Annotated in this window: 17 protein-coding genes and 1 pseudogene; 7 read left to right on the top strand and 11 right to left on the bottom strand. The window is 67.6% G+C overall.

Annotated elements, in window-relative coordinates; all coding sequences use genetic code 11:
• Positions 1–277 precede the first annotated feature (277 nt).
• Positions 278–910, bottom strand: a complete 633-nt coding sequence (locus tag C4B68_RS20215; protein ID WP_099502005.1) for an HAD family hydrolase — start codon at positions 908–910, stop codon at positions 278–280.
• A gap of 181 nt (positions 911–1,091) precedes the next feature.
• On the opposite strand from C4B68_RS20215, the gene C4B68_RS20210 reads away from it, so the two are divergent.
• The gene (locus tag C4B68_RS20210; protein WP_099502006.1) at positions 1,092–1,958 is read left to right on the top strand and encodes a GNAT family N-acetyltransferase; all 867 of its coding nucleotides are present in this window, start codon (positions 1,092–1,094) and stop codon (positions 1,956–1,958) included.
• A gap of 113 nt (positions 1,959–2,071) precedes the next feature.
• Here C4B68_RS20210 and C4B68_RS20205 read toward each other — a convergent pair.
• Together C4B68_RS20205 and C4B68_RS20200 are read right to left on the bottom strand one after the other, a co-directional pair.
• Positions 2,072–2,493: pseudogene (locus C4B68_RS20205) on the bottom strand (GlcG/HbpS family heme-binding protein).
• A gap of 155 nt (positions 2,494–2,648) precedes the next feature.
• Positions 2,649–3,857: an MFS transporter gene (locus tag C4B68_RS20200; RefSeq protein WP_099502151.1), complete on the bottom strand. Its 1,209-nt coding sequence runs from the start codon at positions 3,855–3,857 to the stop codon at positions 2,649–2,651.
• Between the two features lie 143 nt (positions 3,858–4,000).
• Between C4B68_RS20200 and C4B68_RS20195 the strand changes: the two genes are divergently transcribed.
• A complete protein-coding gene (locus tag C4B68_RS20195; RefSeq protein ID WP_099502007.1) occupies positions 4,001–4,489 on the top strand; it encodes a MarR family winged helix-turn-helix transcriptional regulator in 489 nt (162 codons plus the stop codon).
• 9 nt (positions 4,490–4,498) lie between these two features.
• Positions 4,499–4,951: a GNAT family N-acetyltransferase gene (locus C4B68_RS20190; RefSeq protein WP_099502008.1), complete on the top strand. Its 453-nt coding sequence runs from the start codon at positions 4,499–4,501 to the stop codon at positions 4,949–4,951.
• A 68-nt stretch (positions 4,952–5,019) separates the two neighbouring features.
• Here the strand turns inward: C4B68_RS20190 and C4B68_RS20185 are convergent, their stop codons facing one another.
• The 4 genes from C4B68_RS20185 to dnaB all read right to left on the bottom strand — a co-directional run bounded on the left by C4B68_RS20185 (position 5,020) and on the right by dnaB (position 11,889).
• Complete coding sequence (locus tag C4B68_RS20185) at positions 5,020–6,405, bottom strand: serine hydrolase domain-containing protein (protein WP_099502009.1); 1,386 nt, start codon at positions 6,403–6,405, stop codon at positions 5,020–5,022.
• A 428-nt stretch (positions 6,406–6,833) separates the two neighbouring features.
• Positions 6,834–7,691 carry an alpha/beta fold hydrolase gene (locus C4B68_RS20180; RefSeq protein WP_099502010.1) on the bottom strand — a complete coding sequence of 286 codons (858 nt, stop codon included), beginning with the start codon at positions 7,689–7,691 and terminating at the stop codon, positions 6,834–6,836.
• Between the two features lie 844 nt (positions 7,692–8,535).
• Positions 8,536–9,330: an alpha/beta hydrolase gene (locus C4B68_RS20175; RefSeq protein WP_099502011.1), complete on the bottom strand. Its 795-nt coding sequence runs from the start codon at positions 9,328–9,330 to the stop codon at positions 8,536–8,538.
• Positions 9,331–10,413: 1,083 nt separating this feature from the next.
• On the bottom strand, positions 10,414–11,889 hold the full coding sequence (gene dnaB / locus C4B68_RS20170) for a replicative DNA helicase (RefSeq protein WP_099502012.1): 1,476 nt from the start codon (positions 11,887–11,889) through the stop codon (positions 10,414–10,416).
• A gap of 459 nt (positions 11,890–12,348) precedes the next feature.
• Between dnaB and C4B68_RS20165 the strand changes: the two genes are divergently transcribed.
• Positions 12,349–13,686 (top strand): MATE family efflux transporter, encoded by a 1,338-nt coding sequence (locus C4B68_RS20165; protein ID WP_167459117.1) that lies wholly within the window; start codon positions 12,349–12,351, stop codon positions 13,684–13,686.
• A gap of 166 nt (positions 13,687–13,852) precedes the next feature.
• Here the strand turns inward: C4B68_RS20165 and rplI are convergent, their stop codons facing one another.
• From rplI to rpsF, 4 genes are all read right to left on the bottom strand, one after another.
• Complete coding sequence (gene rplI, locus C4B68_RS20160; RefSeq protein WP_099502014.1) at positions 13,853–14,299, bottom strand: 50S ribosomal protein L9; 447 nt, start codon at positions 14,297–14,299, stop codon at positions 13,853–13,855.
• An 18-nt stretch (positions 14,300–14,317) separates the two neighbouring features.
• Positions 14,318–14,554, bottom strand: coding sequence for a 30S ribosomal protein S18 (gene rpsR, locus C4B68_RS20155; RefSeq protein ID WP_003949403.1), 237 nt, complete (start codon positions 14,552–14,554; stop codon positions 14,318–14,320).
• Between the two features lie 45 nt (positions 14,555–14,599).
• Positions 14,600–15,181 carry a single-stranded DNA-binding protein gene (locus tag C4B68_RS20150; RefSeq protein WP_099502015.1) on the bottom strand — a complete coding sequence of 194 codons (582 nt, stop codon included), beginning with the start codon at positions 15,179–15,181 and terminating at the stop codon, positions 14,600–14,602.
• 71 nt (positions 15,182–15,252) lie between these two features.
• The gene (rpsF, locus tag C4B68_RS20145; RefSeq protein ID WP_004950685.1) at positions 15,253–15,543 is read right to left on the bottom strand and encodes a 30S ribosomal protein S6; all 291 of its coding nucleotides are present in this window, start codon (positions 15,541–15,543) and stop codon (positions 15,253–15,255) included.
• A gap of 287 nt (positions 15,544–15,830) precedes the next feature.
• On the opposite strand from rpsF, the gene C4B68_RS20140 reads away from it, so the two are divergent.
• The 3 genes from C4B68_RS20140 (at position 15,831) to C4B68_RS20130 (ending at position 18,587) form a co-directional block, all read left to right on the top strand.
• Entirely contained in the window at positions 15,831–16,142 is a 312-nt protein-coding gene (locus tag C4B68_RS20140) for a hypothetical protein (protein ID WP_099502016.1), read from the top strand.
• Positions 16,143–16,305: 163 nt separating this feature from the next.
• Positions 16,306–17,427, top strand: a complete 1,122-nt coding sequence (femX, locus tag C4B68_RS20135; RefSeq protein ID WP_099502017.1) for a peptidoglycan bridge formation glycyltransferase FemX — start codon at positions 16,306–16,308, stop codon at positions 17,425–17,427.
• Positions 17,428–17,555: 128 nt separating this feature from the next.
• The gene (locus tag C4B68_RS20130) at positions 17,556–18,587 is read left to right on the top strand and encodes an alanine racemase (protein ID WP_099502018.1); all 1,032 of its coding nucleotides are present in this window, start codon (positions 17,556–17,558) and stop codon (positions 18,585–18,587) included.
• Positions 18,588–18,643: the final 56 nt, after the last annotated feature.

The raw sequence follows: 18,643 nt of genomic DNA, 5'->3' as shown, positions 1-18,643 counted from the left end.
TACGGACAAGTAAGGCGAGACTGTGACATTGGCCGCAGCACTCTCACCGCAGCATCCCACCCCGCGTCAACCCCCGGCCGCATAACGGAAAATGCGGGTCTTCGATCTCTCCGTCCCGTTAGGCTGCATTGGCCTGCGTTCGCGCCCTCCACAGAACGTGCGTACATCTCGGCGGACGCGAACCGGACTCGACCCTACCGGCAGCCGCTCCACACACAAGTCCCCCCTTCCGTCATCACGAATTGGCGGGGGGGGGTCGAACCATCAATTGCCTCAATTACCGGGCGCGGCGAACCAATTCATAGGCATCCCACAGATCCCGCCCCACGTAGGAGTGGGTGGCGAGGCCCTCCAGATACCGATCCGCATTGATCGCGACGGATACCGGCACGGCACCGAACAGGTCCTTGTCCGACAATGAGTCGCCATAGACGACGCAATCGGCCTGGCTCACCCCCAACTTTTCACAGAGCCGGTCCGCGATCTGCACTTTGGCCGCGCTGCTCAGAACACCCGCCGGATCGAGGGGCTCGGTGAACGGCACGGCCGGGAAGCGCGAGCCGTACGCCGCGTGCGCTCCCCACGCCGTCAGCCGCTCCACGAAGAAGGAGCGTGACAGCGAGATGACGGCGCAGTAGTCGCCATTCGTCCGGCTCTCGGCCCAGACATCCTGGATGCCGGACATCCAGGGCGCCCCCTCGAACGCCGCCGTCACATGTGCGGCGGTGAGCTCCACCCACAGGGCATGCACCTGCGTGGCGTACTCCGGCGGACCTATAAGCCCCGCGGAGATCGCCTGCTCGAGCGCCACGGTCTCGGTCTCCAGCCCGAGTTGCCGTGAGATCTCCACCGGTGCGGTGCTCCCGTGCAGCAATATCCCGTCGAGATCGAAGAGATGAAGTCGTGCCATGTCCGCCGAGGCTAGTGGTGCTGGCTGCCTCGTTAGCGACGAGCCCCGTTGTTGATCCGCGCCGTTTCACGTGAAACATCTGTCCGCCCTCTGCGCGGTTGTGGACGACATGGCCAAAAGCGCATACGGGTGCCCGCAAACCAGTGGCCGTCAGGGGTCCGTGTCAGACAGCCTGACCTGCGTGTCGACACCATCCCTCGCCGCTCTGCCCATCCGCCGCCTGACGCCTCGCGATCTCACCGCCTGCGCCGACCTGTCCGAGGACCGGGGCTGGCCCCGCGAGGAACACAAGTGGAGTCTGCTCCTCGCGGCAGGAACCGGTTACGGCATCGACGACCCCGACGGCGGGCTCGTCAGCGCCTGCGTCGTGACCGACTACGGACCGCGGGAGCGCCCTGATCTGGGTGCGATCGGCATGGTGTTCGTCGCCGAGAGGCATGCCCGCCGGGGCGTCGGCCGCCGACTGATACGGCATGTGGTCGCGGAGATGGGGACCACTCCGCTGACCCTGCATGCGACGCAGTATGGCCTCCCGCTCTATGAGGAACTGGGCTTCAAGGTCACAGGTCACGCCGAGATGGTCCGAGGACACTTCGTCCCCAGCGGCTCGGAGCCCCGGGTCATCACCCGCCCGGCCACGGCCGAAGATCTCACCGCCGTGCTCCGGCTCGACAAGGAGGTCTTCGGAGCCGACCGTACGCATGTGATCACGCGGCTGCCCGCCTTCTCCGACCAGCTGCGCGTCGCCGAGGAGAACGGCCGGATCACCGGATACGCGTCGGCCTGGCCCAACATGGACAACCATGTCGTGGGTCCGCTGATCGCCCGTGACACCGAGACCGCGAAGGCACTCATCGCCTCGCTGGCCGCCCACACCGACCAACCGCTGCGCACCGACATCGACGTACGGCACGAGAAGCTGCTGTCCTGGCTGAAGGAGCGCGGCCTGGCGTCCATCGCCTTCAACGCGGTCATGACGTATGGGATCTCGGAGCTGCCCGGTGATTGGACACGACGCTTCGCTCCGTTGACGGTGGCGGCGGGCTAGCCGCCGTAGGGAACTGCCTCAACGCCCAAAGCGCGGCCTGAACACGCCCAGAAGACACGAAGTGCCGGTCCCCTACGAGTGGTGGGGGCCGGCACTTCTCTGCTGCCGCAGGTTCAGGCGAGGTTCTCGACGGCGGCGAGGGCGAAGCCGTGGTCCTGGTCGGGCATGCCGCCGCCGACACCGATCGCCCCGATCAGTCGGCCGTCGCGGTGGACCGGCACGCCGCCCGCGATGAACAGCAGGGGTCGGTCGAGCGCGGTGGGCAGGGTGTGGAAGAGGCCGCCGGGCTGGACCGCGTCCACGAGGTCGGCGGTCGCGGAGTCCAACTGGAGCGCTTTTAGGCCTTCCGGGTGCTCGTCTCGCCGGAGATCAGTACGGCCTGGTCGTCGCGCCGGAAGGCGAGCAGGTGACCGCCCGCGTCGAGGACGGTGACGCTGACCCTGACTCCGGCGGATTCGGCGGCGCGGCGGGCGGCGGCGACGAGGACCTCGGCGTCCTCGATGGTCAGTGGGGCGACTGCGGTGGTGGTGCTCATGAGGGGGTTTCTCCTTGTGGGTTGTGCTGAGTCGTAGGGGTGTGTCGTAGGGGTGTGCTGAGTCGAATGTGCGGGTGGGCTCAGTCGAGTTGCAGGCGGTACTGAGTCGGCGCGGTGCGGGGACGGCCCTGGCCCCGCACCTGGCTCGACCTCGGTCAGGAGTGGACGGTGGCCCGCTGCTCGGCCGGGGGGCCGCCGGCGACGACGACGCTGGGGGCGTCCGCGCGGCGCTCCAGGACGGCCGAGAGGACGGCGAGGACGAGCGCGCTCGCGGCGAGGACGGCGCCGACCCAGTTGGGGGCGGTGTAGCCCAGGCCCGCCGCGATGACGAGGCCGCCGAGCCAGGCGGAGAGAGCGTTGCCGAGGTTGAAGGCGCCGATGTTCACTGCCGAGGCCAGCGTGGGCGCTCCGTGCGCCTGGTCGAGGACGCGCTTCTGCAGCGGCGGCACGGTCGCGAAGCCCAGAGCGCCGATCAGGGCGATCGAAACAGCCGCGAGGATCTTGTTGTGCGCGGTGACGGTGAACAGGGCGAGCACGACGGCGAGGCCGCCCAGGGACACGCAGAGCATCGGCATCAGCGCGCGGTCGGCGAACTTGCCGCCGATGAGGTTCCCGCCGACCATGCCGAGGCCGAAGAGGACCAGCAGCCAGGTGACGGAGCCGTCGGCGAAGCCCGTGACGTGCGTCATCATCGGCGCGATGTAGGTGATGGCCGCGAAGACACCGCCGAAGCCGAGCACGGTCATCGCCATAGCCAGCAGAACCTGGACATTCTTGAAGGCGGCCAGCTCGTGACGCAGGTGGACGCCTTCGGGCTTCGGCATCTCGGGGACGAGCTTGGCGACACCCAGCAGGCCGATCACACCGAGCGCGGCGACACCGGCGAAGGTGACACGCCAGCCTGCGGACTGCCCGATCAGTGTGCCCAGCGGAACGCCGACAACGTTGGCGATCGTGAGCCCGCTGAACATCATGGCGATCGCACCGGCCTTCTTCTCGGGCGCGACGAGTTCGGCAGCGACCACCGAGCCGATCCCGAAGAAGGCGCCGTGGGCGAGCGAGGCGACCACGCGGCCAGCCAGCATCAGCCCGAAGGCCGGGGCGACGGCAGAGAGCAGATTGCCGAACACGAACAGCCCCATGAGCAGCATCAGCATCCGCTTGCGGGACACCTTCGTTCCGAGCGCGGTCATGATCGGGGCGCCGATCACCACGCCGAGGGCATAGCCGGTCACCAGCAGTCCGGCGGTGGGGATGGAAACTCCGAAGTCACCGGCGACCTCGGGCAGCACACCCATGATCACGAACTCGGTGGTTCCGATTCCGAAGGCCCCGATCGCGAGGGCCAGAAGCGCGAGAGGCATGGTGGGGTACACCCTTCCCAGACGATTGCAGGAGCGCTTTGCGTGCGCCAACAATAGTTGCAGACGCGGGCTATCTGCAACAGCGGGCTATTGCGCCCGTGCTCTATCCTGGTTTCAGCCGCTCCGGGACGGAGGAAAACGCCATGACAGCCACAGACCCCGCACTCACTGCCCTCGCTCAGGGCTGGTGTGCTCTCTCCCTGCTGCACGGGAGGATCGAGGCTCAAATCGAGCGGGCCCTACAGGCCAAGCACGGCCTGAGTGCGCGGGAGTACTCCCTGCTCGACGTGCTCAGCCGACAGCACGACGGCAAGGGCGGTCATCTGCAGATGAAGCAGGTCGCGGACGCTGTCGTCCTCAGCCAGAGCGCCACCACGCGGCTCGTCACCCGCCTCGAGGACCGAGGGCTGCTCTCCCGCTATCTGTGCCCGACCGACCGGCGCGGCATCTACACGAACGTCAGCGAGGCCGGCCTCAAGCTGCTCGAAGAGGCGCGACCCACCAATGACGCCGCCCTGCGCGAGGCGCTCGACAAAGCGGCCAAGAACCCGGAACTGGCCCCGCTGGTCCGGGCCGTGGAGTCGGCAAGCGTGCCCGCGTCAACCGTGGGCGCCATGAACGTGCCCGCCTAGGCTGTGGGCATGGGAGATCTTGAAATACGAGCCGCTGTCGCTGCCGACGTGCCCGCCATCGTCGCGATGCTCGCGGACGACCCCCTGGGCGCCCAGCGGGAGTCTCCGGAGGACCTGACCCCGTATCTGGCCGCGCTCGAGCGCCTGAGCAACGACCCGAACCAGCACCTGGTCGTCGCCGTACGCGAAGGCCGCGTGGTCGGCACGCTTCAGCTCACCATGATTCCCGGACTGTCCCACAAGGGAGCGACCCGCTCCGTCATCGAAGGCGTACGCGTCCACGCGGACGAGCGCGGCAGCGGCCTCGGCACCCAGTTCATCGAGTGGGCGATCGACGAATCCCGGCGCCAGAAGTGCCAGTTGGTACAGCTGACCTCCGACGCCACCCGTACCGACGCCCATCGCTTCTACATGCGGCTCGGCTTCACGGCCTCGCACGTGGGTTTCAAGCTGCCGCTCTGAGGCGCGCCCTGCATGCGAAAGGCGGCCTGTTTCACGTGAAACAGGCCGCCTCCTCACGATGGCGCCGTCTACTGGATCCCTCGCCAGCCCTCGGGATCCACCCCACCTGGCACAGGAGCCCCCTCGTCGTAGGGCTGGCGCGTGAAGACGAACGACCCGAGGTCGAGATGGCTCACGGAGCCGTCCGGGTGCCGCACGGCCCGCAGAAGCTCCCCTGCGTAATAGCCATCGAGCCCCGTCCAGGTCCCGTCACCGTTCGCCCGGAAGTGCGAGCGCCTTCCGACGCCGGACAGTGGGTCCAACGCGACCTCGCCGCCGACCAGCAACCGCAACCCGAAGCCCTGAGTCCCCCAGTACCACTGCCCCACCAGCTCCAGTACGGCACTGTCAACTTCGGTCATCGGCCGCCACGGTTCGGGAATCCTAGGCTCGGCCTCCGCGACGATCTGTACGAGATCCGCGGCGACGGTGAACGCGGACGGACCCGAGGTGCAGTTGGTCAGCACGACCGCCGCCACATCGTCCTCCACGCCGATCACGAGACCGGCAAGGAAGCCCGGCAGAGAGCCGGAGTGCCCGACCAGCATCCGGCCGTCACGGTGCATGAGCTGCATGCCGAGGCCGTAGGCGGAACCAGCAGCCAGTTCCTCCGTCTCGGGCGGCGCGGCAGGCGTACGCATCTCCCGTACGGATTCCGCGCTCAGCACCCGGTCGTCGCCCTGGGCCAGGAAGACGGCGAAGCGCGCCAAGTCACCGGTGGTGGACCACAGTTGTCCGGCTGGGGCCATCCGGCCGAGATCCTCCGCGGGCTCGGGCATCATCACGTGCGCCCAGGGATGGACGGCCCAGCCGCCCGCGTGCGGCGCCTGCGGCTTACCGCTCGTACGGTGCAGGCCCAGCGGTTCGAGCACCTCGCGCCGCAGCACCTCTTCCCAGGGGGCACCCCGCACCTCCTCGACCAGCGCGCCCAACAGCGTGAAGCCGGGGTTCGAGTAGTGATGCCGGCGCCCGACCGGGTGCCGGAAGGGCTGCTCGCCCAGCACATCGGCCAGCTCCGGGCGCAGCGAGCCGGGCGTACGCTCCCACCAGGGCCCGGGCGACTCGGCGGCCAACCCGCTGGTGTGCGCGAGCAGTTCGGCGATGGTGACCTCCCCCGCGCCGGTGCCCGGCAGATGCTTTTCCAGCGGGTCACCGAGATCCAGCACGCCCTCGTCGCGCAATCGCAGCACCAGTACGGCGGTGAAGGTTTTGGTGATGGAACCGATCCGGTACTGCACGTTCTCGTCGGGCCCGTGCCCATCCACGGACGTCCGCGCCCCGTTCCAGACTGTCTGCCCGCCCCGCACGACCGCCGCGACCAGCGACGGCGTCCGTCCTTCGGCCTGCGCGACAGCGATACGGTGCAACAAGGCCCGGCGCGTAGCGGGAAGCACATCTTCCTGAAGTGTCGTCATCCCCCCAGTCCACCTGCCCAGCTACCGCACGTCGAGCGCATTTCCCCAGCGCCTTAATAGCCCGCGAGGTGTGTAGGTTTCGGAGTCGGCTGCCCCCCGCCATGGCGGTTACACATCCATCGACGAAGCAGCCGACAAGTTGGGACAGGGAGGCGAGTGAGCACTTCCAGTCGCGTGACAGGCTTGTCAACTGCCGTTATGACCGCAGCGGCTCCGCGACGCCACCGTCCGACAGCGCCCGCAGTGGCGCCGGAACCGGCACGGTCCGCTTCGTTCTCCCTCTGGACCGTGCCGGCTCGCTGCGGCCCGCAGTACAGTCGGCTGACCGCAGTCCCGACCGGGCGGTGCGGCCCGGGGCGCCACCGCGCCTCACCTATCTGGTCGGGACCGGCAGCCGCTGCACCGCACGCCGCGGCAGGGCCGTCGGCTCAGCCGACCTTGGAGGCGGCTCGCTCGACGAGCCCGGTGACGACGCCCGGGTTGCTGACATGGACCGCGTGCGGAGCGTCGATCTCGATGGTGTGGGAGCCCGCGCGCTCGGCCATGTAGCGCTCAGCGGCCGGCGGGATGACGTGGTCCTCACTGGCGACCAGGTACCAGGAGGGGATGGTCTTCCAGGCCGGGGTGCCCGAGAGGTCCCCGGCCGCCTGGGCACTGATCGGGCGCTGGGTCGCGGCCAGGGAGGCGGCGGTGGGGGCCGTGAGGCGGTTGCTGAGGAAGACGTCGCGGAACTTGTCCGGCTTGATGTAGAGGTCCACCCCCGTCGTGCCGTCGGCCTCGGGGAAGGGAACAGCGTTGAGCGCGGTGGGCACCGGCGCGGCCGGGTCGTCGGTGAGGTGCGAACCCGGGAACTTGGCGAACATCTCGTTGCCGCTCTCGCCCTTCTCGAGGGCGAAGCCGGCGACGTAGACAAGGGCCTTGACGTTGGAACTCTGGGTGGCCGCGTTGGTGACCACTGCGCCACCGTACGAGTGGCCGACCAGGACGACCGGGCCGGGGATCGTCTTGAGATAAGCGGCGAGGTAGGCGGAGTCGCTGGCCAGGCCGCGCAGCGGGTTGGCCGGGGCGGTCACCTTGTAGCCGTCCGCCTGCAGGCGCTTGACCACACCGTCCCAACCGGCGGAGTCCGCCCAGGCGCCATGAACCAGGACGACGGTCGGCCGGGGCTCGGCCGACTGCTGCCCGGGGGCTGCGGTGGCCATGGGGGTGACCACCGCGGCTGTGCCGAGTGTGACGGCCAGGGTGGTGAGAAGAGCGCGGCGCAAGCGCCTGGACGTACTGAACATGGAGTCCCTCCAAGGGAAATTGGCGGTCGTCGGCCTGCGGTGACCTGGAGTGCCGCAGGGCCGGAGACGATCCGGTTGGAAGATGGAACCTGCTGGCGGTTCCACACCATTGATGAAATAGCTGGACGAAATGTGACAGGGAGAGCTGCTGAATTGATACGACGTGCGCCCAATCCGCAAGAAGCTCGGGCCAATCAGGCCCAGGAGAAACCCGCCGCGGGCCGCTGCAACGTTGGCTGAGCGGGTGGGATGATCTTCGGGTTGATCACGCCGGGAAGGGGGTCTGGCTGTCTGGGGTGAGTACATCGCCGTCGCGCAACGGGCACCGATATCCGGTCCAGGTGAATTCCCACTGTGCGTGCTCACTTCCGGTTCCCGTTGTCGTTCCGCCTCGGCCTGGATCGCGGGGAACTCCTGGCCCGCCACAGTGGCCGCTGACGTGATAGACCCAGCTTGCGCGGCAGCCGCCCGACACTGACCGCGGACAGGACGACCCCGAAGTCACGGCGGATCAGTTCCCGAACCGGTCGCGGGTCCACAGGTCGAAGTCGGACCTGAGCTGACACGGGTTGCCGCCGACGATCAGCCGGTACAGGCTGTCCAACTGCTGTCCGGTGGGCTTCGAGCGGCGACCCGGGACCGGGCTTGGCCCGCAACGCGTCCTCCCCCCTCACGGCAGGCGGACAGCTTGAAGACCGTCGACCGCGGTAGCCCAAGCGCCTGCGCGGCCTCATCCGGGTACAGGCACTCGTCCTCGATCTGCCGAGCCGTCCGGATCCGTGTGGTGCTCCCTTTCAGCGCTCGGAACGGACAAATGCCGACCTGAACGCGTAGCGGGCACGGCTCAGGAGTGGGCGAGCGCCCAGTCAAGGGCGTAGTCGGCGATCTCCTCCCAGCCGTCCTGGACGGGCATCAGGTGGGAGCGGCCGGGAAACACCTTGACCTCGGGGGTAGTGCCCTCTGCCTTGTAGTGCTTGGCGTTGGACTTCTGGACCTTCGCCGGCATGAGGTGGTCGTACTCGCCGGAGAGGAACAGCAGGGGTGCCCGGTCGGCGTTGTGGAAGTCCACGTACGTGTCAGTGTGGCCGGGGTGAAGGTTGGCCTGCGCGCTGCTCCAAACGATGCTGCCTGGTGCGGGGATGTGGTAGCGCTCATACGTGGCGCGGGCCTGGTCCTCGGGAAGCGTGTTCACAAAGGCGTAGCGCCATTGGTCGAAGTCCAGTCCGACGGCGCGGTGCCGGTTGGCCGGGTTCTTCAGGACGGGGAAGAGGGACCGGATCTGGGACAGCGGTACGACCGGCACGCCCTCGACGGGCGCGGAGTTGATCGCCACTCCGGCGGCGCCGAGGCCGCGGTCCAGGAGGATCTGGGTGAAAGTGCCGCCAGCGGAGTGACCCATCACTATGGGCGGCCGGTTCAACCCCGTGATCAGCCTCTCGAGGCTGGAGATGATTGCCGGAACGGTCACAGTCTCGATCGGGGTCGGGTCGGCGTTGAGGGCCTCGACCTCCACCTCGAATCCGGGGTACGGCGGCGCGATGACACGGAAGCCCCTGTTCTCGTAGTGGGCGATCCAGCTCTCCCAGGCCCGCGGCGTCACCCAGAAGCCGTGGACGAGGACGATGGTGTCGGGTTGCATCAGTGTGCTCCTTAGCGGATGGGCCGATGGCCGGTCATGATCTGTCGGAGGACGACGCGAGGCGCAACTTCACTACCGGATGCGACGGCCGGGATGTCGTTGTCCGCGGTCGGAATGACGCACCAGGACGGCGGCTCTTACGCACTGCCCCACCGCTGAGGCCGGTCACCCCGTCGACTCTGTCGAGACGTGGGCGGCGGTCATCGGCCGAAGCCCAGAAGTCGAGAAGGCCGACGACGGACACATTGCTGGCCTTCGCGGAATGCATTCGTCGATTCCCGTGCGGCCGAGACCTGTCCGACTCGCCTGTAGCCGGCGCGAAAGGGGGCCAAGCCTGATTTCGTTGCCGCGTTCGCCACGAGTCTCCGCCACCTCTCTGTCCCGGCGTTCCGATCTCGAACTCTCAGACCGAACGGGGCCGGCAACTGTGACAGCAGGGCCGCGAATTTGCCTCTGTGGCAAGTAAGCTGATCCCGGTTTCGTTGATGTTGTGCACGCCGAGGGCTGCGCGGTAGCCGATGAGCATGGACTGAAGGTGGCGGAGGGCTCCGCCGGGCAGCCACATGCCGGGCCACAGGCGGATCTGGTCGATGAAGTCGTAGACGTCCGAGCACTCCTGCCAGTGCTTGACAGTGGTCTACGGTCGGTCTTCGGTCGGCATGGTGAGCCTACGTCGCGGTCTCCTATGAGGGCCCCGGAGTCGCAGGCCAGACAGGCACCGGAAATCGTCCGAGTAGTGCTGCTGTCCCTTGTACCAGCGAAACGTCCACCACGGCCCGGCCTCCCGCAGCAGCCCGAGCGGCACCGACGGCCACTCCAGATCCTCCTCCACGGCCTCGTCACCACGCCGGACACTCAGCCGTACCGCTGTGGCCACCGCTCTACCCCACCAACCCCGCGTTTCCCCAGACAGCCCCGCCGGCTGCTGGGGTCCTGCCCCGGCCACGCATGGAGACGACGACCGGGACGATCCTCAAAGAGGGGAACTACTCGTTAACGGGGCATGATTCCCATCCCCCTGTCGACGCGGTGGACATCGCCGGCGGGAAAAGGACACGGGATCTGGGAACCTACAAGGGGGGATCAGGTCTGCGCCATGTCCACGAAGCGTGAGTAGTGGCCCTGGAAGGCGACCGTGATCGTCGCTGTCGGGCCATTACGGTGCTTGCCGACGATGATGTCCGCCTCGCCCGCGCGCGGTGACTCCTTCTCGTAGGCGTCCTCGCGGTGCAGCAGGATGACCATGTCCGCGTCCTGCTCGATCGAGCCGGACTCACGCAGGTCCGAGACCAGCGGCTTCTTGTCCGTGCGCTGCTCGGGGCCACGGTTCAGCTGCGACAGCGCGATGACCGGCAGCTCAAGCTCCTTGGCCAACAGCTTCAGGTTTCGCGACATGTCCGAGACTTCCTGCTGGCGGCTCTCGGACCGCTTGCCACCCGACTGCATCAGCTGGAGATAGTCGATGACCACCAGCTTCAGGTCGTTGCGCTGCTTGAGGCGACGGCATTTGGCGCGGATCTCCATCATCGACAGGTTCGGGGAGTCGTCGATGTAGAGCGGGGCGGCCGAGACGTCGGGCATGCGGCGCGCGAGGCGGGTCCAGTCCTCGTCGGTCATCGTGCCGGACCTCATGTGGTGCAGGGCCACGCGCGCCTCGGCCGACAGCAAACGCATCGCGATCTCGTTGCGCCCCATTTCGAGCGAGAAGATCACGCTGGGCATGTTGTGCTTGATCGAGCAGGCCCGTGCGAAGTCCAGAGCCAGCGTCGACTTACCCATGGCGGGACGGGCCGCGATGATGATCATCTGGCCCGGGTGCAGGCCGTTGGTGAGCGAGTCGAGATCGGTGAAGCCGGTCGGCACGCCGGTCATCTCCCCCGACCGCGAACCGATCGCTTCGATCTCGTCGAGCGCGCCCTCCATGATGTCGCCGAGCGGCAGGTAGTCCTCCGTGGTGCGCTGCTCGGTGACCGCGTAGATCTCGGCCTGGGCGCTGTTGACGATCTCGTCGACGTCGCCGTCGGCCGCGTATCCCATCTGGGTAATGCGCGTACCCGCCTCGACGAGGCGGCGCAGGACCGCCCGCTCGTGCACGATCTCCGCGTAATACTCGGCGTTCGCCGCGGTCGGGACCGTCTGCACCAGGGTGTGGAGATACGGCGCGCCTCCGACCTTGGTGATCTCGCCCCGCTTGGTGAGCTCGGCCGCGACCGTGATGGGGTCGGCCGGCTCCCCCTTCGCGTACAGATCGAGAATCGCCAGGTAGATGGTCTCGTGCGCCGGCCGGTAGAAGTCATGGCCCTTGAGGACCTCGACGACATCGGCGATGGCGTCCTTGGACAGGAGCATGCCACCCAGGACGGACTGCTCGGCGTCCAGATCCTGGGGCGGTACGCGCTCGAAGGACGAACCTCCGCCCTCCCACGGACCGTTGTCCCGGTCGCGGTCGTGCTGCTCGTCGCGACTGCGGCCGCCATTGCCGTGCCGACGGGAAGAAGGCAGACGATCGCTGGGGCTGCTGTCGGCCCAGGGGTCGTCCAAGGGCTCGGAAATACTCACCGAGCCACCTCCTCCCGTCCGCCAGGCGGACCTAGCCGTGCCTCTCATTTCTACGGCACGGCACTGACAACTGAGATGCCCAACTCCGGTTCTGAGGCGTCGGATTTGCCAGGTTTCCGAGGACCAAGGAGAGAGCGGGCGCCGCACCACGTTAGGGCCGCGGGCACCGTCAGCCAATCTGGTTATCCACAGGCCATGTGGACGACGACCCGGATGCTGTGGAGAACCCCACAAAACCTGTGCACGACCCGGTGGACAGCGCTGTGAACAAGCCCTCACACCCCCAGGAAAACCCGCTCTGATCTGCAACTTTCCCATCCACCGGCTGTGCAGAAGAAAAACTTCCCCAGTCGGACCAAGATCACTGCTAACCGTGCACGGCGGCGCGTGTCACCAGACCCTAGGTAAGGGGCCTTTCGACATTGCATCTCTTACCTGTGGAAGATTAGATTGGTGCTCATGACACAGGCTCCCGCGGCACCCAGGGCCGCCCGACGTCGGCACGACCGAGAGATCGTCGCGCTGGCCGTTCCGGCCTTCGGCGCACTCGTCGCCGAGCCTCTCTTCGTGATGGCCGACACCGCCATCGTCGGCCATCTCGGCACCGCGCAACTGGCCGGTCTCGGCGTCGCCTCAACCCTGCTCGTGACGGCCGTCGGCGTCTTCGTCTTCCTCGCCTACGCCACCACGGCCGCCGTCGCCCGCCAAGTCGGTGCGGGCGATCTGCGGGCCTCCATCCGCCAAGGCATGGACGGTATCTGGCTCGCCCTGCTGATCGGCGCAGCCGTCATAGCCGTCGTCCTGCCCACCGCACCCGCCCTGATGGAGCTCTTCGGCGCCTCTGACACCGCCGCCCCGTATGCGACCACCTATCTGCGTATCTCAGTTCTCGGCATTCCGGCCATGCTCGTCGTGCTCGCCGCCACCGGTGTCCTGCGCGGTCTCCAGGACACCAAGACCCCGCTGTACGTCGCCGTCGGGGGTTTCGTCGCCAATGCCGCCCTCAACGCCGGCCTTGTCTACGGCGCGGACCTGGGCATCGCAGGCTCCGCTTGGGGCACCGTCATCGCCCAGTGCGGCATGGCCGTCGTCTATCTGTACGTCGTCATCCGCGGAGCCAGGAAGCACGGCGCCTCGCTGCGACCGGATGCCGAGGGGATACGGGCCTGCGCTCAGGCCGGTGCACCCCTGCTTGTGCGCACGTTGTCGCTGCGGGCGATCCTCGTTATCGCCACGGCGGTCGCAGCCCGGCTCGGGGACGCCGACGTGGCGGCTCACCAGATCATCCTGACGCTGTGGAGTCTCCTCGCCTTCGCCCTCGACGCGATCGCCATCGCCGGGCAGGCCATCATCGGGCGCTATCTCGGCGCGGACGACGCCCAGGGTGCCCGGGAGGCCTGCCGCCGCATGGTGCAGTGGGGCATCGCTGCCGGGATCGTGCTCGGCCTGCTGGTCATCGCCGCCCGCCCGCTCTTCCTTCCCCTGTTCAGCAGCGACTCGTCCGTGCAAAACGCCGCGCTGCCCGCCCTGCTGGTGGTGGCCGTCTCGCAGCCGATCTGCGGCATCGTCTTCGTTCTGGACGGAGTCCTGATGGGGGCTGGGGACGGACCGTATCTGGCGTGGGCCATGCTGCTGACCCTGGCGGTCTTCACTCCCGTCGCGCTGCTCGTCCCCACGCTCGGCGGCGGGCTCACCGCCCTGTGGGCAACGATGACGCTGATGATGACGATGCGCATGCTGACCCTGTGGCTGCGCTCTCGCTCAGGGCGCTGGATCGTCACAGGCGCGACGCGCTGACCGTTTCACGTGAAACCCCGGTAGCCCCCGTTTCACGTGAAACGACGAGAGTCACGTGAAGCGGCGAGAGCCAAGATCCGCGCGAAGCCCGGCGACCTCTCGTGAACGCAGAAGGGCCGCACCCCGAGGGGTGCGACCCTTCTCTCAGCTATGCCGAGCGCTGCACTCAGGCAGCGACAACCTCGATGTTGACCTTGGCGGCAACCTCGGGGTGCAGACGCACGGACGTCTCGTGGGCCCCCAGAGTCTTGATCGGCGAGCCCAGCTCGATGCGGCGCTTGTCGACCTCGGGGCCACCGGAAGCCTTGATCGCCGAGGCGATGTCGGCCGGGGTGACGGAACCGAAGAGACGACCGGCGTCGCCGGAGCGAACGGCCAGACGGACCTTCACACCCTCGAGGCGGGCCTTGATCTCGTTGGCCTGCTCGATGGTCGCGATCTCGTGGATCTTGCGAGCACGACGGATCTGCTCGATGTCCTTCTCGCCGCCCTTGGTCCAGCGGATCGCGAAGTTCCGCGGGATCAGGTAGTTGCGAGCGTAACCGTCCTTGACGTCGACGACGTCGCCCGCGGCACCGAGGCCGGAGACCTCGTGGGTGAGGATGATCTTCATGTGTCGGTCACCCTTCCCTTATCGCGCGGTGGAGGTGTAGGGCAGCAGCGCCATCTCACGGCTGTTCTTCACGGCCGTGGCGACGTCACGCTGGTGCTGCGTGCAGTTGCCGGTCACGCGGCGGGCACGGATCTTGCCGCGGTCGGAAATGAACTTCCGCAGCATGTTCGTGTCCTTGTAGTCCACGTACGTGACCTTGTCCTTGCAGAAAGCGCATACCTTCTTCTTCGGCTTGCGCACAGGCGGCTTCGCCATGGTGTTTCTCCTGTGTGATCAAGAAGTTGGGGTACGAACCCGCCCCTAGAAGGGGGGCTCGTCCGAGTAGCCGCCGCCACCGCCGCCGGAGTTTCCACCCCAGCCACCGCCGCCGCCACCCTGGCTACCACCGGCGGGAGCGCCGGTCGCCCAGGGGTCGTCGGCCGGAGCGCCGCCCTGCTGCTGGCCGCCGGAGCCTGCGCCCCAGCCACCACCCTGCTGGCCGCCGCCACCGCCGCCGTAACCGCCCTGGCCGCCTCGGCCCGTGGTCTTGGTGACCTTGGCCGTGGCGCTCCTCAGGCTGGCGCCGACTTCCTCGACATCCAGCTCATAGACCGTGCGCTTGACGCCCTCACGGTCCTCGTAGGACCGCTGCTTCAGCCGGCCCTGCACGATGACGCGCATGCCTCGCTGGAGCGACTCGGCGACGTTCTCCGCCGCCTGACGCCAGACCGAGCAGGTCAGGAACAGGCTCTCGCCGTCCTTCCACTCATTGGTCTGCCGGTCGAACGTGCGGGGGGTGGACGCGACACGGAACTTCGCGACCGCCGCACCGGACGGGGTGAAGCGCAGCTCGGGGTCGTCGACAAGATTGCCGACGACCGTGATGACGGTCTCGCCTGCCATGGGGGAACCTCTCGGCGGGTTTGCTGCTGGCTGCTTGTGCTACTCGATGCCCGAGATCAGCTGAGCGAAGCTCAGTGGGTCTCGGGACGGAGGACCTTGGTCCGGAGGACCGACTCGTTCAGGTTCATCTGGCGGTCGAGCTCCTTGACGACCGCAGGCTCGGCCTGCAGGTCGATGACCGAGTAGATGCCCTCGGGCTTCTTCTTGATCTCGTACGCGAGACGACGACGGCCCCAGGTGTCGACCTTCTCGACCTTTCCGTTGCCCTCACGGACGACGGAGAGGAAGTTCTCGATCAGCGGGGAGACAGCGCGCTCCTCGAGATCGGGGTCGAGGATGACCATCACCTCGTAGTGACGCATGTGGAACCCACCTCCTTTGGACTCAGCGGCCACGGTCGTTCCGTGGCAGGAGGGTTGTGATGCGTACGCAACGGTATCGGCCGCCACTGACAATCGGGCTCCCCGATCGGTGGACCGAGCGGGATTTCCTGTCGTGACCTGGCCTTGGCCTGGGCAGACACCGGTGCAGACGCTACAGACTACCCGCACAGCGGCTTCCGGTTGAAATCCGGCCGGGTTGACCGTCAATCTGTACACATCGGGTGTGTATGGCGCTACGATGCGCCGCCTTCCGCAGGAGGTGCCCTATGGCACAGGTATTGCGACCCAACACCACCGGCTCCCTCTTCGCCACGGACGGCAAGCCCCATCCGCTCCAGGACACCTTGCTCGCGGTGACCCTGGCGCTTGGGATCCTGTCCTTTGTCACGGCGATGTTCCACAGTCTGCATCTGATCAGCTCCTGGGCCGGCCTCGTCGGGATCGTCACCGGCGCGTACGGGCAGTTCATCTCCGAGACGACGCGTGAGCGCTTCGGACTGGTTCTGGGTCTCGGCGCCTCCGCTGTCGGCTTCTTCCTCGGAATGGCTCACGGAGGCCTCTTCGGCGGCCTGTTCTGATCCGAACGTCCGTTTTCCCCTGACCCCGGGACACTTCTTCCGCCATGCCCGGGGCCCAGGTTCCATACGGCCAGACGGGGCGCTCGCGGGGCGCAGTAGGCTTCGGCGCGAGAGCCGGAGCCCCTGTACCCATGGGGACACACCAGCCCGAGGAGCGCCCCGAATGAGCCTGACCCTGAGGACCATCAGTCGAGAGCAGCATCTGGCATACATCCAGAGCCTGCCCGCGGCGAGCCACATGCAGGTCCCGGCCTGGGCAGATGTCAAGGCGGAGTGGCGCTCCGAGAACCTCGGCTGGTTCGACGACAGGACCGGCGAGATGGTCGGCGCGGGGCTCGTGCTGTACCGCCAGCTGCCCAAGATCAAGCGTTATCTCGCCTATCTGCCCGAGGGCCCGGTCATCAACTGGTTCGCGCCGAATCTGGACGACTGGATCCAGCCGATGCTGGCACACCTCAAGCAGCAGGGTGCGTTCTCTGTGAAGATGGGCCCGCCGGTGATCATCCGGCGCTGGGAGGCCACGTCCATCAAGGGCGGCATCCAGAACCCGGACGTGAAGCGCCTGCGCGACATCGAGGCGGACTTCATCGAGCCGCGCGCCTTCGAGGTCGCCGACAAGTTGCGCCGCATGGGCTGGCAGCAGGGCGAGGACGGCGGCGCCGGCTTCGGCGACGTACAGCCCCGCTATGTCTTCCAGGTGCCGCTCGCCAACCGCTCCCTGGAAGAGGTCCACAAGAACTTCAACCAGCTCTGGCGCCGCAACATCAAGAAGGCCGAGAAGGCGGGCGTCGAGGTCGTCCAGGGCGGCTACCAGGACCTCGAGGAATGGCAGCGGCTGTACGAGATCACGGCCGTGCGCGATCACTTCCGGCCCCGCCCGCTGTCGTACTTCCAGCGCATGTGGACGGCCCTTAACACCGAGGACCCCAACCGCATGCGGCTGTACTTCGCGCGCCACAACGGCGTGAACCTGTCGGCCGCGACGATGCTGGTCGTCGGCGGGCACGTCTGGTACTCGTACGGCGCCTCGGACAACATCGGTCGTGAGGTCCGGCCCTCGAACGCGATGCAGTGGCGGATGCTGCGCGACGCGTACGCCCTGGGGGCGACGGTCTACGACCTGCGCGGCATCTCTGACTCGCTGGACGAGACCGACCACCTTTTCGGCCTGATCCAGTTCAAGGTAGGCACGGGCGGCCAGGCAGCCGAGTACCTCGGTGAGTGGGACTTCCCGCTGAATAAGCTGCTCCACAAGGCGCTCGACATGTACATGTCGCGCCGCTGAGCCGGCCGGCCTCGCATGCCGAGCCGCTGATCCGGCCCGGTATCGCCCCGTCGGTCCGGCGGATCCGCCACAATTTCCGTTCATACCTCTGATACACCGCAGCCACGAGAAAGGTTCCGGGACCGGCCATGGCGCTCACGCTCTACGTCGACACCGCGCGCTGGCGGGCACACCACAAGCACGTGTCCCAGCAGTTTCCGGGGCTGGTCCCCGTCTGCAAGGGCAACGGCTATGGCTTCGGCCACGAGCGGCTCGCGGACGAGGCCACCCGCCTGGGCTCGGACATCCTCGCCGTCGGCACCACGTACGAGGCCGCACGGATCAAGGACTGGTTCGGCGGCGACCTGCTGGTCCTGACGCCGTTCAGGCGGGGCGAGGAGCCCGTGCCGCTGCCTGACCGCGTCATCCGCTCCGTATCGTCCGTGGACGGCGTGTACGGCCTCGTGGGCGCCCGTGTCGTCATCGAGGTCATGTCCTCGATGAAGCGGCACGGCGTGAGCGAGCAGGAGTTGGCGCATCTGCACTCCGCCATAGAGAACGTCCGGCTCGAAGGCTTCGCGATTCACCTGCCGCTGGACCGCACTGACGGCTCGGACGCCGTCGAGGAGGTCATCGGCTGGATGGACCGCCTCCGCGCCGCCCGTCTGCCGCTGCACACGATGTTCGTCAGCCACCTCAAGGGCGAGGAGCTCGCGCGGCTTCAGCAGCAGTTCCCGCAGACCCGCTTCCGCGCCCGCATCGGCACGCGGCTGTGGCTGGGGGACCACGAAGCGACCGAGTACCGCGGGGCCGTCCTGGACGTCACGCGCGTCTCCAAGGGCGATCGCTTCGGCTACCGGCAGCAGAAGGCGGCCTCGGACGGCTGGCTCGTCGTCGTGGCGGGCGGTACGTCGCACGGGGTGGGCCTGGAGGCCCCGAAGGCGCTGCACGGCGTCATGCCGCGCGCCAAGGGCGTCGCCCGCGCCGGCCTCGCGACGGTCAACCGGAACCTTTCTCCGTTCGTCTGGGCTGGCAAGCAGCGCTGGTTCGCGGAACCGCCGCACATGCAGGTCTCGATCCTCTTCGTGCCCGCGGACGCCACGGAGCCGAAGGTCGGCGACGAGTTGGTGGCCCATCTGCGGCACACCACCACGCAGTTCGACCGCGTCGTCGAACGCTGATCCCGGGGTTCGCCCCGCTCGGTGACAGCCGAAAGGCCGTACACAGACACCGTGTA

This window comes from Streptomyces dengpaensis, from assembly GCF_002946835.1.
Taxonomy (GTDB): Bacteria; Actinomycetota; Actinomycetes; order Streptomycetales; family Streptomycetaceae; genus Streptomyces; species Streptomyces dengpaensis.
Note: the sequence above shows the minus strand (reverse complement) of the source record. Positions and strands in the feature narration are given on the sequence as shown.

Bases quoted from the DNA above. Each gene is read 5' to 3' on its own strand.
- rplI (WP_099502014.1), bottom strand. From the start codon at position 14,299: ATGAAGATCATCCTCACCCACGAGGTCTCCGGCCTCGGTGCCGCGGGC.
- C4B68_RS20140 (WP_099502016.1), top strand. From the start codon at position 15,831: ATGGCACAGGTATTGCGACCCAACACCACCGGCTCCCTCTTCGCCACG.
- C4B68_RS20215 (WP_099502005.1), bottom strand. From the start codon at position 910: ATGGCACGACTTCATCTCTTCGATCTCGACGGGATATTGCTGCACGGG.
- rpsF (WP_004950685.1), bottom strand. From the start codon at position 15,543: ATGCGTCACTACGAGGTGATGGTCATCCTCGACCCCGATCTCGAGGAG.
- C4B68_RS20150 (WP_099502015.1), bottom strand. From the start codon at position 15,181: ATGGCAGGCGAGACCGTCATCACGGTCGTCGGCAATCTTGTCGACGAC.
- femX (WP_099502017.1), top strand. From the start codon at position 16,306: ATGAGCCTGACCCTGAGGACCATCAGTCGAGAGCAGCATCTGGCATAC.
- C4B68_RS20200 (WP_099502151.1), bottom strand. From the start codon at position 3,857: ATGCCTCTCGCGCTTCTGGCCCTCGCGATCGGGGCCTTCGGAATCGGA.
- rpsR (WP_003949403.1), bottom strand. From the start codon at position 14,554: ATGGCGAAGCCGCCTGTGCGCAAGCCGAAGAAGAAGGTATGCGCTTTC.
- C4B68_RS20180 (WP_099502010.1), bottom strand. From the start codon at position 7,691: ATGTTCAGTACGTCCAGGCGCTTGCGCCGCGCTCTTCTCACCACCCTG.
- C4B68_RS20185 (WP_099502009.1), bottom strand. From the start codon at position 6,405: ATGACGACACTTCAGGAAGATGTGCTTCCCGCTACGCGCCGGGCCTTG.
- C4B68_RS20175 (WP_099502011.1), bottom strand. From the start codon at position 9,330: ATGCAACCCGACACCATCGTCCTCGTCCACGGCTTCTGGGTGACGCCG.
- C4B68_RS20165 (WP_167459117.1), top strand. From the start codon at position 12,349: ATGACACAGGCTCCCGCGGCACCCAGGGCCGCCCGACGTCGGCACGAC.
- C4B68_RS20195 (WP_099502007.1), top strand. From the start codon at position 4,001: ATGACAGCCACAGACCCCGCACTCACTGCCCTCGCTCAGGGCTGGTGT.
- C4B68_RS20190 (WP_099502008.1), top strand. From the start codon at position 4,499: ATGGGAGATCTTGAAATACGAGCCGCTGTCGCTGCCGACGTGCCCGCC.
- C4B68_RS20130 (WP_099502018.1), top strand. From the start codon at position 17,556: ATGGCGCTCACGCTCTACGTCGACACCGCGCGCTGGCGGGCACACCAC.